Here is a 13284-nt window from a genome sequence, read left to right as displayed (position 1 = left end):
AGGCGGGGCAGGGCGACCGAGGTGATCGGGGTGAACGAGGCGGCCAGGGTCGGCCCGACGTGCGCCTGACCGAGGCCGCACTGGCTGCCCGCCACCGTGGCGGCGATCCGAGCCGTGACGGCGCGCCGCGCGGCTTCGTGAACCCGGTGCAGGGTGGCGCCCAGCGGCCCGACGACAACTCGCGTGACAACGGCAGGAACTGGACCACGCGCCCAGACCAGATGCGCGGCGTGCCACCCGAGGCGCAACGCCAGCAGCAGGCCGTGCAGCGCCAGCAGTTCGAGCAACAGCGGCAGTTGAGCGAGCAGCAGCGCCAATCGGCCGATTTCCAGCAGCGCCAGCAGCAGGCGCTCCAGAACCAGCGGCAGGAGCAGCAGCGGCAGTTGCAGGAGCAGCAGCGCCAGGGCCAGGATCTTCAGCGGCGCCAGCAGTATGACCAGCAGCGCATGGCGCAGGAGCAGCAGCGCCAGCTTCAGGACCAGCAGCGCGAGGCGAACCAGCGCCGCCAGTTCGACCAGCAGCGGGCGCAGCAGGAGCAGCAGCGCCAGCAGCAGGACCAGCAGCGCGAGGCGATGCAGCGCCAGCAGTTCGACCAGCAACGGGCGCAGCAGGAGCAACAGCGCCAGCAGCAGGAGCAGCAGCGGCAGCAGCGCCAGCAGTTCGAGCAGCAGCGGGCGCAGCAGGAGCAGCAACGCCAGCAGATGGAACACCAGCGGGCCGCGCAGGAGCAACAGCGCCAGCAGATGGAGCACCAGCGCCAGGCCGCGCAACAGCAGCGGCAGGCGCAGGAGCAGCAGCGCGCCATGCAGGACCAGCAACGCCAGCAGATGGAGCAGCAGCGTCAGGCCCAGCAGCAGCGGCAGGCCCAGGAGCAGCAGCAACGGGCGCAGCAGCAACAGCAACAGCAGCAGGAACGGCAGCGCCAGTTCCAGCAGCAGCAACAGCAGCAACAGCAGCGCGGCCAGAATGAGCCGGGCGACCGGGGCGGCCACGGCAACCGCGGGGCGATGCAGGCGCGCAACGACGACCGACGCTGATCGACTGCGGCGCGCAGCAAAGACAAAGGGCGTCCGGAGCCACCGGACGCCCTTCGCTTTCTCTCCACATTTCACACCGGCTGTGCCGCCGGCTGGTACCGCCGTGCTACCCCTTCTCCCTCCGTAGAAGCCTGTTGCTGCGCCGCCTGGCCTACTTGGCCAGTTCCGACAGCCGCACCGGTGCGATCTTGCCGTTCTGGACCCAGCCGACCACGGTGTCCGCCACCGAGCCGCCCTTGGCGTCGATGCCCTCCACCTCGTTCGGGTTCACCTCCTTCGGCAGGGCCTTGACGGCCTCCGGAATCTTGGCGCGGATGGCCGCCGAGTCGGTGGTGGTGCCGGCCAGCTTCATCGCATTGGCCAGCGCCCACGTCATCGTGTAATTCAGGGACATCTCCGTGGTGGCATCGCGGCCGTCATGGAGCTTCTTGTACTTGGCGTTGTAGGCCTGCGCGGCCGGGCGGTTGTCGTTGACCAGCGGCATCACGCCGATCGAGCCCTCAAGCATGGCGAGCCCGTTGGTGACCTTGGCCATCTCGTCCATCTTGGCCTGGTCCATGACGATGAAACCGCCCTTGAAGCCCAGTTCGCGGGCCTGCTTGACCACCAGCGCGGTCGGCTCCGAGGGGCCGCCCACGAACATTACGTCCGGCTTCTCGGCGATGGCGCGCGACACGCCGGTGTAGAAATCGGTCGCCTTGGTGTACGACATCGGGTTGTTGCCCACGATCTTGCCGCCGGCGCCTTCCCAGGCCGGCACGAAGGCCTGCACCCACGCCTTGGCGTAGTCATGGTCCGCCGGCACCAGCGCCACGTTCTTGCCGTAGCGCTTCATCTGCGCCTTGATGAACGGTTCGATATAGCCGGTATAGGCCGGCGGGATGCGGATGGTCAGCTTGTTGCCGGCGTCGGTGATGCGCGGCACGCTCGAATAGGCCATGACCAGGAATTTCTCCTGCTCGTTGAAGGCCTGCAGCGCGAAGATGCCGCCCGAGTGCGGCACGAAGACGGCCGGGGTCTTGTGCTGCTGCACCAGGCGGCGGGCGTTGATGGCGGCCTCGGCCGGCGCGTACTTGTCGTCCAGCGCCACCACTTCCAGCTTGACCTTCTTGCCGTTGACGGCCAGGCCCTGCGCGTTGATCTCGTCCACGGCCATCTGGATGCCGGACAGCACGTTCTTGCCGTACAGCGCGGCGCCGCCGGAGAGCGGGCCGGTGTAGCCAATCTTGACCACTTCCTGCGCGAGCGCGGGCGTGGCGGCGAAGAGCGCGGCCACGGCGCATGCGGCCAGCGGGAAGAAACGACCCATCGTCTTGTGCTGCATTGCTGTCTCCTTTTTGGATTTGGTACTGCGCTTGTCTGGTGTGGGGCGGACTATCCGCCGATATACGCCTTGCGAATGCCTTCGTCCCTGAGCAGCGACTCGCGGTCGCCTTCCATCACGATCCGGCCGCTCTCGATCACGTATGCCCGGTGTGCGATGCCGAGGGCGGCGTAGGCGTTCTGCTCCGCCAGCAGCACCGTGGTGCCGGCGCGGTTGATGCGCTGGATCACCTCGAACATCTGCTTGACCACCAGCGGCGCCAGCCCCAGCGACGGCTCGTCCAGCAGCAGTGCGCGCGGGCGGCCCATCAGCGCGCGGCCCAGCGCCACCATCTGCTGCTGCCCGCCGGACAGCGAGCCGGCGGGGTCGTCCTTTTTCTGGCGCAGGATCGGGAACATCTCGAAGACTTCCTCCAGCGTCTCCCGGGTGCCCGCGCTGTCGCGGCGGTGCACGTAGGCGCCCAGCGTCAGGTTCTTCTGCACGCTCATCGCCGGGAACAACTTGCGGCCCTCGGGGCAGTGCACCAGCCCGGCCTGCACGATCTGCGACGGCTTCATGCCGGCCAGTTCCCGGCCATCGAAGCGCATGCTGCCGCCGCTGGTGCGATGGATGCCGCTCATCGCCAGGAAGATCGAGCTCTTGCCTGCCCCGTTGGCGCCGAGCAGCACCACCAGTTCTCCGGCCTTGGCGTGCAGCGAGACGTTGTCCAGCGCCCGGAAGCTGCCGTAGGACAGCGAAACGCGTTCAAGCTGCAACATGGTCGGCTCCCAGATAGGCTTCGATGACGCGCGGGTCCTGCTGGACCTGCGCCGGCGTGCCTTCGGCAATCTTCTCGCCGTAGTTGAGCACCATGATCTTGTCGGCCAGCCGCATGATCATGTCCATCTTGTGTTCGATCAGGCAGACGGTCTTGCCATGCCGCACCATCTTGCGGATCAGCTCGGCCAACCCCACGGTTTCCTCGGGGTTTACGCCGCCGGCCGGTTCGTCGAGCAGCAGCAGTTCGGGGTCCGTGGCCAGCGCCAGGGCGAAGGCCACGCGCTTGCGGGCCTCCTGGGTGATGTCTGCCGCCACCTCATGGGCCAGGTGGGTCAGGCCGACGAAGTCGAGCGCTGCTTCGGCCTTCTCGCGGCACAGCCGTTCTTCCTCGCGCAGACGGCGGGAGTTGAACAGCACATCGGCCAGCCCCGACGACGTGCGCAGCCGGTGGCCGACGATCAGGTTGTCGAGCACCGTCGCGCGGTCGAACAGGGCCGTGGCCTGGAAGGTGCGTGCCACCCCGAGCCGGGCGATCTGGTCCGCGCGCAGGCCGGCCACGTCCTGCCCCTTGAACAGGATCTGGCCGGAACTCGGCGCGTGCGTGCCGGCGATCAGGTTGAAGAAGGTGGTCTTGCCGGCGCCATTGGGGCCGATGATCGCGTTGATGTGGCCGGCTTCGAACGACACGGACACGTCGTGTACCGCGGTCAGCCCGCCGAATTTCTTGGTGAGGTTGCGGATCTCAAGCATTCTCGGCTCCGGGGCGGGTGGTCGGGACGGGCGGCTGCACGTTACCGGGGCGCGCGGAGACGTGCTGGCCACGGCGTGCGGCGGCGGCGCGGCGGGCCTGCTTCTTCAGGTAGGAGCCGACGATGCCATCCGGGAAGAAGATGATCAGCAGGATCAGCACCGGGCCGAACACGAGCATGCGGTAGTCCTGCAGGAACTGCAGCGTCTGGGTAACCCAGGGCACCAGCACTGCCCCGAGCAGCGGCCCGAGCAGCGTGCCCGTGCCGCCCACCAGCATCGCCATGACCATGTCGAACGTGACATCGGTACGGGCGATGTCTGGGCCCAGGAAACGCACCTGCCCGGCGTAGAGCGCCCCGGCGAAGCCGGCATAGCCCACCGACAGCACGAACGACAGCACCTTGGTGCGCATCAGGTTGATGCCCAGCGCTTCTGCCAGTGCATCGCTGTTGCGCACCGCCAGGAAGCTGCGGCCCAGCAGCGAACTGACGATCCGATGCATGATGAACATGCCGATCACCAGGAAGGTCAGCACGAGGTAGTACTGTGCCGGCACGCTGTCGAAGGTGACCGGGCCAATGGCCGCCGGCACCGGAATGCCGATCAGGCCGACCGTGCCGTGGGTGAGGCCTTCCCACTTCTCGATCAGCAGGTAGATGATGTAGCCCACGCACATCGTGAAGATCGAGAAGTAATGACCCTTGAGCCGCAGCGACACCACGCCCACCACGTAGCCAAACGCCATGCAGACCACCCCGGAGAGCGCGAAGGCGAGCCAGAACGGCAACTGGTGGTCCACGGTCAGGATACCCACCGTGTAGGCGCCAATCGCCATGAACCCGCCGTGCGCCAGGTTGAGCTGGCCCGTATAGCCGGTCAGCAGGTTCAGGCCGAGCGTGGCGATGGCGTAGATGAACGCCAGCGTCATCACGGTCAGGAAATAGCTGTTGGGCACGACCAGCGGAAACGCGATGGCGGCCGCCAGCAGCAGGGCCCAGCCGGTCTTTCCTTGCATTGCTTTCATGGGTCGCTCCTTATGCGGAATCAGGCCGCCTTGGCCGCGAACAGGCCCTGTGGCCGGATGGACAGGATGATCACCAGCAGCAGGAACGCGATGATGTCCTTGTAGTCGGTGGAGATATAGAAGCCGCCGAAGCTCTCGGCCATGCCGATGATCAGGCCGCCGACGATCGCGCCCGGGATGCTGCCCATGCCGCCGAGGATGATGATCACGAACGCCTTGGTGATGACCAGGTTGCCCATGCTCGGGTAGACGAGGTTGATCGGCGCGTACAGCGTGGCGGCGATGGCGGCGAGTGCGCCCGAGATGGCGAATACCAGCAGCGTCACGCGCGTGGCGTCGATGCCCACCAGCGCGGCACCCTCGCGGTTCTGGGCCATCGCCATGATCGTGGAGCCCGTGATCGTGCGCGTCAGGAACAGGTGCAGCAGCACCATCAGGCCGAACGCGGCGACGATGATCAGCAGGCGCTGCATCGGCGCCGTGAGGCCGAGGAACTCCACCATCTGGCCGTACGGCGTGGGCATGCGGTGGAAGTCCGCGCCCCACAGCGCCTGCGCGCCGGCTTCCAGGAACAGCAGGATGCCGATGGCGGCAATCATGTCGTGGATCTCGGGCGCGTTGCGCAGGGGATGAAACACCAGGCGGTCTGCCAGCATCGACAGCACGGCCACCACGGCCGCGGCGGCCAGCATTGCCAGCCAGTAGTTCAGGCCCAGCGTGGTCATGGCGTAGTACGACACATAGGCGCCAGCCATGTACAGCGCGCCGTGCGCGAAGTTGGGCACGTGCAGGATGCCGTAGACCAGCGTCAGCCCCAGCGCCACCAGGCTGTATACGCCGCCCAGCGTCAGGCCATTGAGAAACTGTTGGAAAAACAATGCCACGGGATTACCTCGTACGGTTCGCGAAACAAGGTGCGCGCCGGCACGGGGCCGGGGCGCGTGGAGGTGCGTTGCCGTTGGGGCGGCAGCGCGGGCCGGATCAGCGTCAAGTCAGCTGGACCGGCGCGGATTCCGGCGGATCAGTGTTGTGGCGGGGTGGCCGTCGAGTTGGCGGGCAAGCGCGGCCAGCTGGGCGCTGGTGCCGCGTGTCGGTTGTCTTGCATGAGTTGTCTCCTTGCGTTGCCGCGCCGGGTGGCGCGCCACTCTCCTGGAACCCGGCAGAGCCGAGGGTCCGGTGACGCCGTGTCCTTGCCGCGAATCCTGTCTCCCGCACCGGGGCGGTGGAGGCGGATCGCGTTCTAGCACGGTCGTTCGTTTTCAGCGAATTTGCATGGCGATTCGGCCAGCGTCAAGCAATCGGACGATGTATTCCGCGGTGCGAAATACGCATCCCGCGCCAGTGCTCGTGGTCTTGGTGTTATCCCTGATTTTCTGGGGGTTGCCGGGGACCCGAGTGCGCTGGAGTGGGCATCCGGATTGATGCCTGGCGGGAAACACTGTGCGCGCGGAGTCGGTCTGGCGTGGCGGCGGCGCCGCACCTACCATGGCTTCAGGTGTCGACACAGGAGAAAAGTCATGACCCAACGTACGAACTACTTCCAGCAATCCCCCGAGCTGACCAAGAAGCTCATCGAGTTCGGGGTCCTGTTCCAGAAGACCACGATCGAGACGCCCATCCAGGAGCTCGTCGAGATTCGTGCGTCGCAGCTCAACGGCTGTGCGTTCTGTGTCGACATGCACATCAAGATGGCGAAGATCCACGGCGAACGCGAATTGCGCCTGCACCACGTGGCGATCTGGCGCGAATCGACGCTCTTCTCGCCGCGCGAACGCGCCGCGCTGGCCTGGACGGAAGCGCTGACTCACCTTCCCGCCGGTGGCGTGGCCGACGACATCTACGAGCGCGTGCGCACCCAGTACAGCGAAAAGGAACTGTCGGACCTGACCTTCCTGGTCGGCGCCATCAATGCCTGGAACCGCCTGAACGTGGCGTTCCGGATGGTGCCCGGTTCATCGGACAAGGCGTTCGGACTCGATAAAGCCAACCTGGAGTGATGCCATGAAGACAGTCGTATCCCTTGCTGCAAGCCTGCTGGTGTCGTGCCTGATGGTGGCCGGGCCGGCAGCCGCCGCGCCGGAGGCGAGCGTCAAGCAGTTGATGACGAAGCCGTTGCCCGAATATCCGGGCAAGGAAGGCGAGATGATCGTCGTGGACTATCCGCCGGGCGCCGTGGATCCCGTGCATCGTCATGACGCGCACGCCTTCGTCTATGTGCTCGAGGGCAGCATCATCATGGGCCTGAAGGGCGGCAAGGAAGTCACGCTCAAGGCGGGCGATACGTTCTACGAAGGCCAGAACGATATCCACACGGTCGGGCGTAACGCCAGCAATACCCAGCCTGCGAAGTTCGTGGTGTTCCTGATCAAGAACAAGGGTGCGCCGATCCTGACGCCGGTGAAGTAGCACGGCAGGGGAATCCACGCATCCCAACCCACGTCATCTGACTTGGCAAAATTTGCCTGCCCCGAATCAACACCCTAGGGGGTCGTGCGTTTGGGGCGGGTGTCGTGCACCGTGGAGGGCGGCGGGTACACATCGTCGCTGGCGGCGATGGGCTCGCGCGGGGGCGGGGGCGTGGACGAGGTATCCCGGGGCGGTGTGTCGCAACCGGCCAGGCCAAGCAGGGTAACGAGGATGCATCCGGCCAACGCGCTGCCCAGGGCGTTGGCCGGACGGGGATCTTGGTGGTAGGCCATGGATGGTCCCTGTGGTCTATGCTGTCTTCCAGCATAGACCACCGATGTCGCCTGCGGATAGCGGATGCGCATCAACCCCTTCCGCCCGTTCCCGGCCGCCCTGCCGGGTTCAGCGATTCCTGGCCCAGCGATCGAAGACTGCACAGGCGAGCAGCAGGGCGCTGGTGACAAAGAACACCGCACGCATGCCCAGATGCACGCTGATCTGCGCGCCGATCAGCGGCCCGATCACCTGCCCGGAAAACTGCGCGGATTGCAGGTAGCCGAGCATCTTGCCGGACTGGTGCTCCTTGACGGCCTGGCGCACAAGCTTGCCGATGGCGGGGAGCAGCCCGGCGAGCGCCATCCCCATCACGCCGCGCAGCGCGGCCAGCGTCCACCAGTTCGTCACGAACGCCTGCGGAATCAGGGCAAGGGCGGTCGCCACAAGGCAACCAATGATGACATTCCAGGCACCGATGCGGTCGGTCAGTGCGCCTAGCCGCGAGGCGGTCAGCACGCTGCCAAACGCCGAACAGGCCATCACGATGCCGGCCACCGTGGCCAATCGGTCGTGCGGTACATCGAGTTGCCGGATATAGACGGTGATGATCGGCTCGATCGACATATTGGCCAGCAGCACCATGGAGGCCGTCATCAGCAGGGCCGGCAGCGCGAAGCGATGCGCGCTGCGGGCGGCGCCGTCGGCGGGCACCGGTTGCCCGGCGGACTTGGGCGGACGCGTGAAATCCTCGCGCACGCCAAAGATCGTCAGCAGCGCTGCCACGCCGATCATGGCGCCGCCGGCGAAGAACGTGCCACGAATGCCGATCAGGTTCGGCAGCAGGCCCCCGACGAGCGGGCCGATCAGATTGCCGGTCAGCGCCCCGGTGGACAGGACACCGAGCGCCCATCCCGCCCGCTCGGGCGGCGCCTGTGTGCCGATCATCACCGTGGCCGCCGATGCATAGCCGCCGATCAGACCCGCGGCGAAGCGCAGCGCAACGAGTTCATAGACGTTGTGGGCAAGCCCGATCATCGACATCACGATGGCCATGCCAACCGCCGCACGTACCAGCATCGGCTTGCGCCCGAAGCGGTCGGCGAGCTTGCCCCACAGGGGCGCGGTCACGGCAGTCGCAAGGAACGTGATGCCGAATGCCACGCCTGACCACTGCACCACTTCGTCCTGCGATGTCACGCCGAGTTGCTCCACGTACAACGGCAGGAACGGCAGCAGCATGCTCAGGCTGACCAGCGTGGTGAAGGAGCCGAAGACGGCAACCGCGAGATTTCGTTGCCAGTAAGCGGCATTGCGGCCGACGTAGCTGTCAGTGGCGTGCCGGGTTGCGGGAGCAGGGAGGGAGGGGGCGGATTCATTCATTGCGGCAGCCGTCTGCGATCGATGGGGGGGCACGGCTCAATCTAGCTGCCCGGCGCCGAGCGAAGAAGGCACATCGCGGATCAACAGTTTTGTGCGTTGGTAAAGAATGCTGCGCGCTGCCCCGACGATGTCCGGATATCGAACACCACTTGCGTAGCGCCCGTTGGATTGGCCGCTGCGTCGCGCATAATGAGCCGCCGACTTGGTCGGTAAATCAAAGAAACAGAATTGGAGACAGCAATTGAGTATCAAGACACGCGCCACGCGCGCCGCCCGCATGGCGGCCATCCTCATTGCGGGACTGGCCATCGGCCAGGGGGCGAGCGCAGCAGAATGGCCGACCAAGCCGATCAAGGTCATTGTTCCCTATACGCCGGGCGGGTCGACGGACACCGTTTCTCGCGTAGTGTTCGAGAAGGTTTCTCAGAGCCTTGGCCAGCCCATCATCATCGAGAACAAGCCGGGCGCCAACAGCACGCTCGGCGTGGGCGTTGCGGCGCGCTCCGCGCCTGACGGCTATACCTTCGTCTCCGTGCTGGCCGCCTACAGCGCCAACATGTCGCTCTACTCTAAGCTGAGCTACAAGCCGTCGGACCTGGTGCCCGTGGCCCAGATGGCGGAACTGCCGCTGTTCCTGTTTGCCAGCAAGCGGCTGCCGGTGAAGACCGTTGGTGAACTGGTTGCCTATGGGCGCAAGAATCCGGATGCGCTGACCTTCGGCTCGAGCGGCGTTGGCAGCTCGGCGCACCTGACCGGCGAACGTCTGGCGATGGAATCGAAGCTCAAGATGACGCACGTGCCCTACAACGGCAGCGCGCCGATCCTGCCGGCGCTGGTGTCCGGCGAGGTGTCCATTGCGTTCGATCCGCTGCTGGTGCCCATGCCGCACGTGAAGTCCGGAAAGATCAATGTGCTGGCCGTGGCCTCGGCCAAGCGCTGGCCCGGCGAGCCGCAGATCCCGACGATGGAGGAGTCCGGCTTCCCCGGGTTTGTCATGAGTTCATGGACCGGCCTGCTGGCGCCGGCCGGTACGCCGCAGCCGGTGGTGGATCGCATGGCGAAGGCCATCGCCGCCGCCACCACCAGTGCGGAAGTGTCGAAGAAGCTCACCGAACTCGGTTTTGTGCCGGTCAGCGATACGCCGGAGGCGTTTCGCAAGCTGATCGAGCGTGACACGGCGCGGTATGCCGAAATCGTCAAGGCGGGGAAGATCTCGCTGGACTGAGCGGCGTCGCATTTGTGCACATAGCAGGCAATTGCGCATACGCGGGCGGGCGCGGTAGTAGAATCGCGCCATCCCCACTTAGCGCTCGCAGTGTTCCATGTCCGATGAAAAGAAGAGCTTGTCCGAGACCATCCGTACGGCGATCGAGCAAGACATTCTGAGCGGGAAGTTGCCCAGCGGCACGCAGCTGGAGGAACAGCAGTTGCTCGCGCGCTTCAAGGTGTCGCGCACTCCGGTGCGCGAGGCGCTGATCCAGCTGGAATCCGCCGGGCTGGTCGATCTGGTGCCGCGCCAGGGCGCCATCGTCGCGTCGATCACGCTGCGCGAGTACGTGGCGATGAGCGAGATCCTGGTGCAGCTGGAGTCCCTGGCCGCGCGGCTGGCGGCGCGCCGCATTTCGGCGCCGCAGCGCAAGGCGATCCAGACGGCACTGGAGGCGTGCCGGGCGGCGGCCGAGAAGGCCGATGGCGTGGCGTACCGCAAGGCCAACGACGCCTTCCATCACGTGATCTACGAAGCCAGCTGCAACGACATCCTGTCGCGCCAGATCCTCACCATGCGCGCACGGATGCGCGGCATGCGCGATCTACGCTTCGAAAAGCCCGCGCGCATTCGGGCATCACTGGCGGAGCACGAGGAGGTGCTGGAAGCGATCCTGCGCGGCAGCGAGGACGCCGCCGCCGCAGCCATGGTGCGCCATATCGCCACGGGCGGCGATGTCTATGCGGACATGATCGCCTCGATGCCCGGCGATGGCGCCGCGCGGGGGCGGGGGCGGCGCTGATCGGCGCCCCCGCGCCGCATCGTCAGATCTTCATCAATCGAGCTTCACGCCGGCCTGCACGATACGTTCCAACGCATTGCGCCCATCGGCCGAGGCCCACGCGCCGAATTCCGCCGGCGATTCCGATAGCGATACTTCGCTGCCATTGGCGGCCAGCTTGGCGCGGATCTGCGGGTCGGCCATGACCTTACGCGTGGCCGCGAAGATCTTGTCCCGAATCTCCGCGGGCAGGCCCGCCGGGCCATAGAGCCCAAACCAGAATGTGAAGTTGAATCCGGGTAACCCCGTTTCGGCCAGCGACGGCAGGCCGGGCGCCACGTCGGACGGCTTCGGCGTGGTCACGCCGATCATCTTCACCACACCTTGCGTGCCCATCGGCAACACCGAGGCAGCCGTGCCGAATGACATTTGCACTTCGCCGGCTGCCACGGCCTGCAAGGCTGGCGCGCCGCCCTTGTAGGGCACATGGGTCATGCGCACGCCGGTAGCCTTCTCGAACTGCAGCCCCGCCACGTGCGGCGAACCGCCAATGCCGGACGACGAGTAGTTGAACCCGCCCGCATTGGCCTTCGCCTTGGCCACGAGCGCCCTGACGTCCGCCACACCCAGGTTCCTGTTCACGGCCAGGATCAACGGCGAGACGGTCAGGCGCGTAATGGGGGTGAAATCCTCCCCCTTGTAACGCGCCTTGTAGAGCCGCTGGTCGATGCCATACAGCGTGGCCGTGGCCAGCGCCAGCGTATAGCCATCCGGCGCGGCGCCGGCCAATGCAGTGGAAGCGAGCGTGCTGCCCGCGCCGGGCTTGTTATCGACCACGATGGTCTGGCCGAGCTGTTTGGACAAGGCTTCTCCGAAGATGCGTGCCACGTAGTCGGCCGCGCCGGCCGGTGTGTAGCCCACCAGCACGCGAATGGGGCGATTGGGGTAGTCGTCGGCCGCGAGCGCGGGCGGCACGAACGATACCACCAGGGCCGCCATCGTGAGTGCGCGCGCGAGTACGCGCCTGGCGCGCAGGCATCGAGGGATCATCATTTGTCTCCGTTTCTTTTTTGGCTTGTCAGCTGCGGCCCGTCACGCCGCGATATTGGCATCGCGAAATTGGGCGATGCGGGCATCGTCGTAGCCCAGGTCGCGCAGGATGGCGTCGGTATGGGCACCGGGATCTGGCGCCGCGCTGAAGAACCGCTCGGGGTGCGGCGCGGCGGACAGGTTGATCGGAGAGCGCAGCAAAGCCAGCGGCCCTAGTTCGGGATGGTCGGCAGGGCGGGTCATGCGCAGATGCTGGACCTGCGGGTCTTCGAACGCCTGGCCGATATCGAAGACCGGGCCGCACGGCACGCCGACCGCGTTGAGCCGTTCCGTCAGGTCCGCTGCGGTGAACGCCGCCGTGCACGCGTTGATCGCGGCATCGAGGCGCTCGCGTTGCGCATTCCGCCCGGCCGCACTGTGCAGCGAGGTATCGGCCAGCAGCGCATCCGCACCGAGTGCGTGGCAGAAGTGGCTCCACATGCGATCCGTGCTGGCGGCGATATTGACGACGCCATCCCGGCACCGATACGTGCCCATCGGTGCAAGCGTGGGGTGCGCATTGCCCTGCTGCGTGGGCACCACGCCTTCCACCGTGTAGCGCGCGCCCTGAAAGTCGAGCTTGTTCAGCATCGCCTCGATCAGCGACGTGTGGACCCATTGGCCGCGTCCCGTCCGCTCGCGTTGCAGCAGCGCCAGCAGGATGCCTTGCCCCAGGAACATGCCGGCTGTGGTGTCCGAGATCGCGATGCCTACGCGGAGCGGGCCGTGGCCGGGCATGCCAGTCACGGAGCTCAGTCCACACATGCCCTGCACGATCTGGTCGAGTCCCGGGCGCTCGCAGTACGGGCCGTCTTGCCCGAACCCGGAGATGCTGGCAAGGATCACGCGTGGGTTCAGGCCGCTCAGGCGGTCATACGTGAGCCCCAGCCGCTCCTTCACTACGGAACGGAAGTTCTCCACCACCACGTCCGCGCGGCGCACCAGCGTGGCCAGGATTTCGGCGCCTTCGGGCGTCTTCAGGTCCAGGCAGAGGCTGCGCTTGTTGCGATGCAGGTTCTGTTCATCCGAGCCCCGGCGCCGCCCGGTGACCGATCCGCGGTCACGCGGTGGCGGCGGTTCGATGCGGATGACATCGGCCCCCCAGTCCGCCAGCAGCCGAACGGCAACCGGGCCAGCGCGGGCAATGGAAAGATCCAGGACGGTGTAGCCGGACAGCGGTGCGTCGTGAGTCATCGGTCCTCTTCGTGCATTCGTGGGTGCCGGTAAAGTATACGAATTGACATCATAAAT

The 13284-nt window shown here is 66.3% G+C and carries 14 protein-coding genes; 4 read left to right on the top strand and 10 right to left on the bottom strand.

Annotated features, from left to right (window positions below):
* The 6 genes from KHO18_RS23190 to KHO18_RS23165 all read right to left on the bottom strand — a co-directional run.
* On the bottom strand, window positions 1-992 hold a 992-nt coding region (locus KHO18_RS23190), incomplete at its 3' end, for a hypothetical protein (protein ID WP_211943962.1).
* A gap of 196 nt (window positions 993-1188) precedes the next feature.
* Window positions 1189-2361: an ABC transporter substrate-binding protein gene (locus KHO18_RS23185; RefSeq protein WP_144196369.1), complete on the bottom strand. Its 1173-nt coding sequence runs from the start codon at window positions 2359-2361 to the stop codon at window positions 1189-1191.
* A 50-nt stretch (window positions 2362-2411) separates the two neighbouring features.
* The gene (locus KHO18_RS23180; RefSeq protein ID WP_144196370.1) at window positions 2412-3119 is read right to left on the bottom strand and encodes an ABC transporter ATP-binding protein; all 708 of its coding nucleotides are present in this window, start codon (window positions 3117-3119) and stop codon (window positions 2412-2414) included.
* Window positions 3106-3870 (bottom strand): ABC transporter ATP-binding protein, encoded by a 765-nt coding sequence (locus KHO18_RS23175; protein WP_144196371.1) that lies wholly within the window; start codon window positions 3868-3870, stop codon window positions 3106-3108. The genes KHO18_RS23180 and KHO18_RS23175 overlap by 14 nt, the downstream gene beginning before the upstream one ends.
* On the bottom strand, window positions 3863-4894 hold the full coding sequence (locus KHO18_RS23170) for a branched-chain amino acid ABC transporter permease (protein ID WP_144196372.1): 1032 nt from the start codon (window positions 4892-4894) through the stop codon (window positions 3863-3865). Before KHO18_RS23170 ends, KHO18_RS23175 begins: the two co-directional genes overlap by 8 nt.
* Before the next feature lie 20 nt (window positions 4895-4914).
* Entirely contained in the window at window positions 4915-5778 is an 864-nt protein-coding gene (locus tag KHO18_RS23165; RefSeq protein ID WP_144196373.1) for a branched-chain amino acid ABC transporter permease, read from the bottom strand.
* A 633-nt stretch (window positions 5779-6411) separates the two neighbouring features.
* On the opposite strand from KHO18_RS23165, the gene KHO18_RS23160 reads away from it, so the two are divergent.
* Window positions 6412-6891 carry a carboxymuconolactone decarboxylase family protein gene (locus tag KHO18_RS23160; RefSeq protein WP_144196374.1) on the top strand — a complete coding sequence of 160 codons (480 nt, stop codon included), beginning with the start codon at window positions 6412-6414 and terminating at the stop codon, window positions 6889-6891.
* 4 nt (window positions 6892-6895) lie between these two features.
* Window positions 6896-7300, top strand: coding sequence for a cupin domain-containing protein (locus KHO18_RS23155; RefSeq protein ID WP_144196375.1), 405 nt, complete (start codon window positions 6896-6898; stop codon window positions 7298-7300).
* A gap of 74 nt (window positions 7301-7374) precedes the next feature.
* Here the strand turns inward: KHO18_RS23155 and KHO18_RS23150 are convergent, their stop codons facing one another.
* Window positions 7375-7593 carry a hypothetical protein gene (locus tag KHO18_RS23150; protein WP_144196376.1) on the bottom strand — a complete coding sequence of 73 codons (219 nt, stop codon included), beginning with the start codon at window positions 7591-7593 and terminating at the stop codon, window positions 7375-7377.
* Window positions 7594-7702: 109 nt separating this feature from the next.
* Window positions 7703-8956 (bottom strand): MFS transporter, encoded by a 1254-nt coding sequence (locus KHO18_RS23145; RefSeq protein WP_211943961.1) that lies wholly within the window; start codon window positions 8954-8956, stop codon window positions 7703-7705.
* Between the two features lie 277 nt (window positions 8957-9233).
* Between KHO18_RS23145 and KHO18_RS23140 the strand changes: the two genes are divergently transcribed.
* Both KHO18_RS23140 and KHO18_RS23135 read left to right on the top strand, forming a co-directional pair.
* Complete coding sequence (locus tag KHO18_RS23140) at window positions 9234-10181, top strand: Bug family tripartite tricarboxylate transporter substrate binding protein (RefSeq protein ID WP_186296795.1); 948 nt, start codon at window positions 9234-9236, stop codon at window positions 10179-10181.
* A 97-nt stretch (window positions 10182-10278) separates the two neighbouring features.
* Complete coding sequence (locus KHO18_RS23135; RefSeq protein ID WP_144196379.1) at window positions 10279-10965, top strand: GntR family transcriptional regulator; 687 nt, start codon at window positions 10279-10281, stop codon at window positions 10963-10965.
* Between the two features lie 33 nt (window positions 10966-10998).
* Here KHO18_RS23135 and KHO18_RS23130 read toward each other — a convergent pair whose 3' ends face one another.
* Together KHO18_RS23130 and KHO18_RS23125 are read right to left on the bottom strand one after the other, a co-directional pair.
* On the bottom strand, window positions 10999-11997 hold the full coding sequence (locus tag KHO18_RS23130; RefSeq protein WP_244845024.1) for a Bug family tripartite tricarboxylate transporter substrate binding protein: 999 nt from the start codon (window positions 11995-11997) through the stop codon (window positions 10999-11001).
* A 39-nt stretch (window positions 11998-12036) separates the two neighbouring features.
* On the bottom strand, window positions 12037-13227 hold the full coding sequence (locus tag KHO18_RS23125; protein WP_211943960.1) for a CaiB/BaiF CoA transferase family protein: 1191 nt from the start codon (window positions 13225-13227) through the stop codon (window positions 12037-12039).
* Window positions 13228-13284: the final 57 nt, after the last annotated feature.

The organism is Cupriavidus campinensis, assembly GCF_905397395.1.
GTDB classification, from domain to species: Bacteria; Pseudomonadota; Gammaproteobacteria; order Burkholderiales; family Burkholderiaceae; genus Cupriavidus; species Cupriavidus campinensis.
This window is presented reverse-complemented; position numbering and strand designations above follow the sequence as displayed.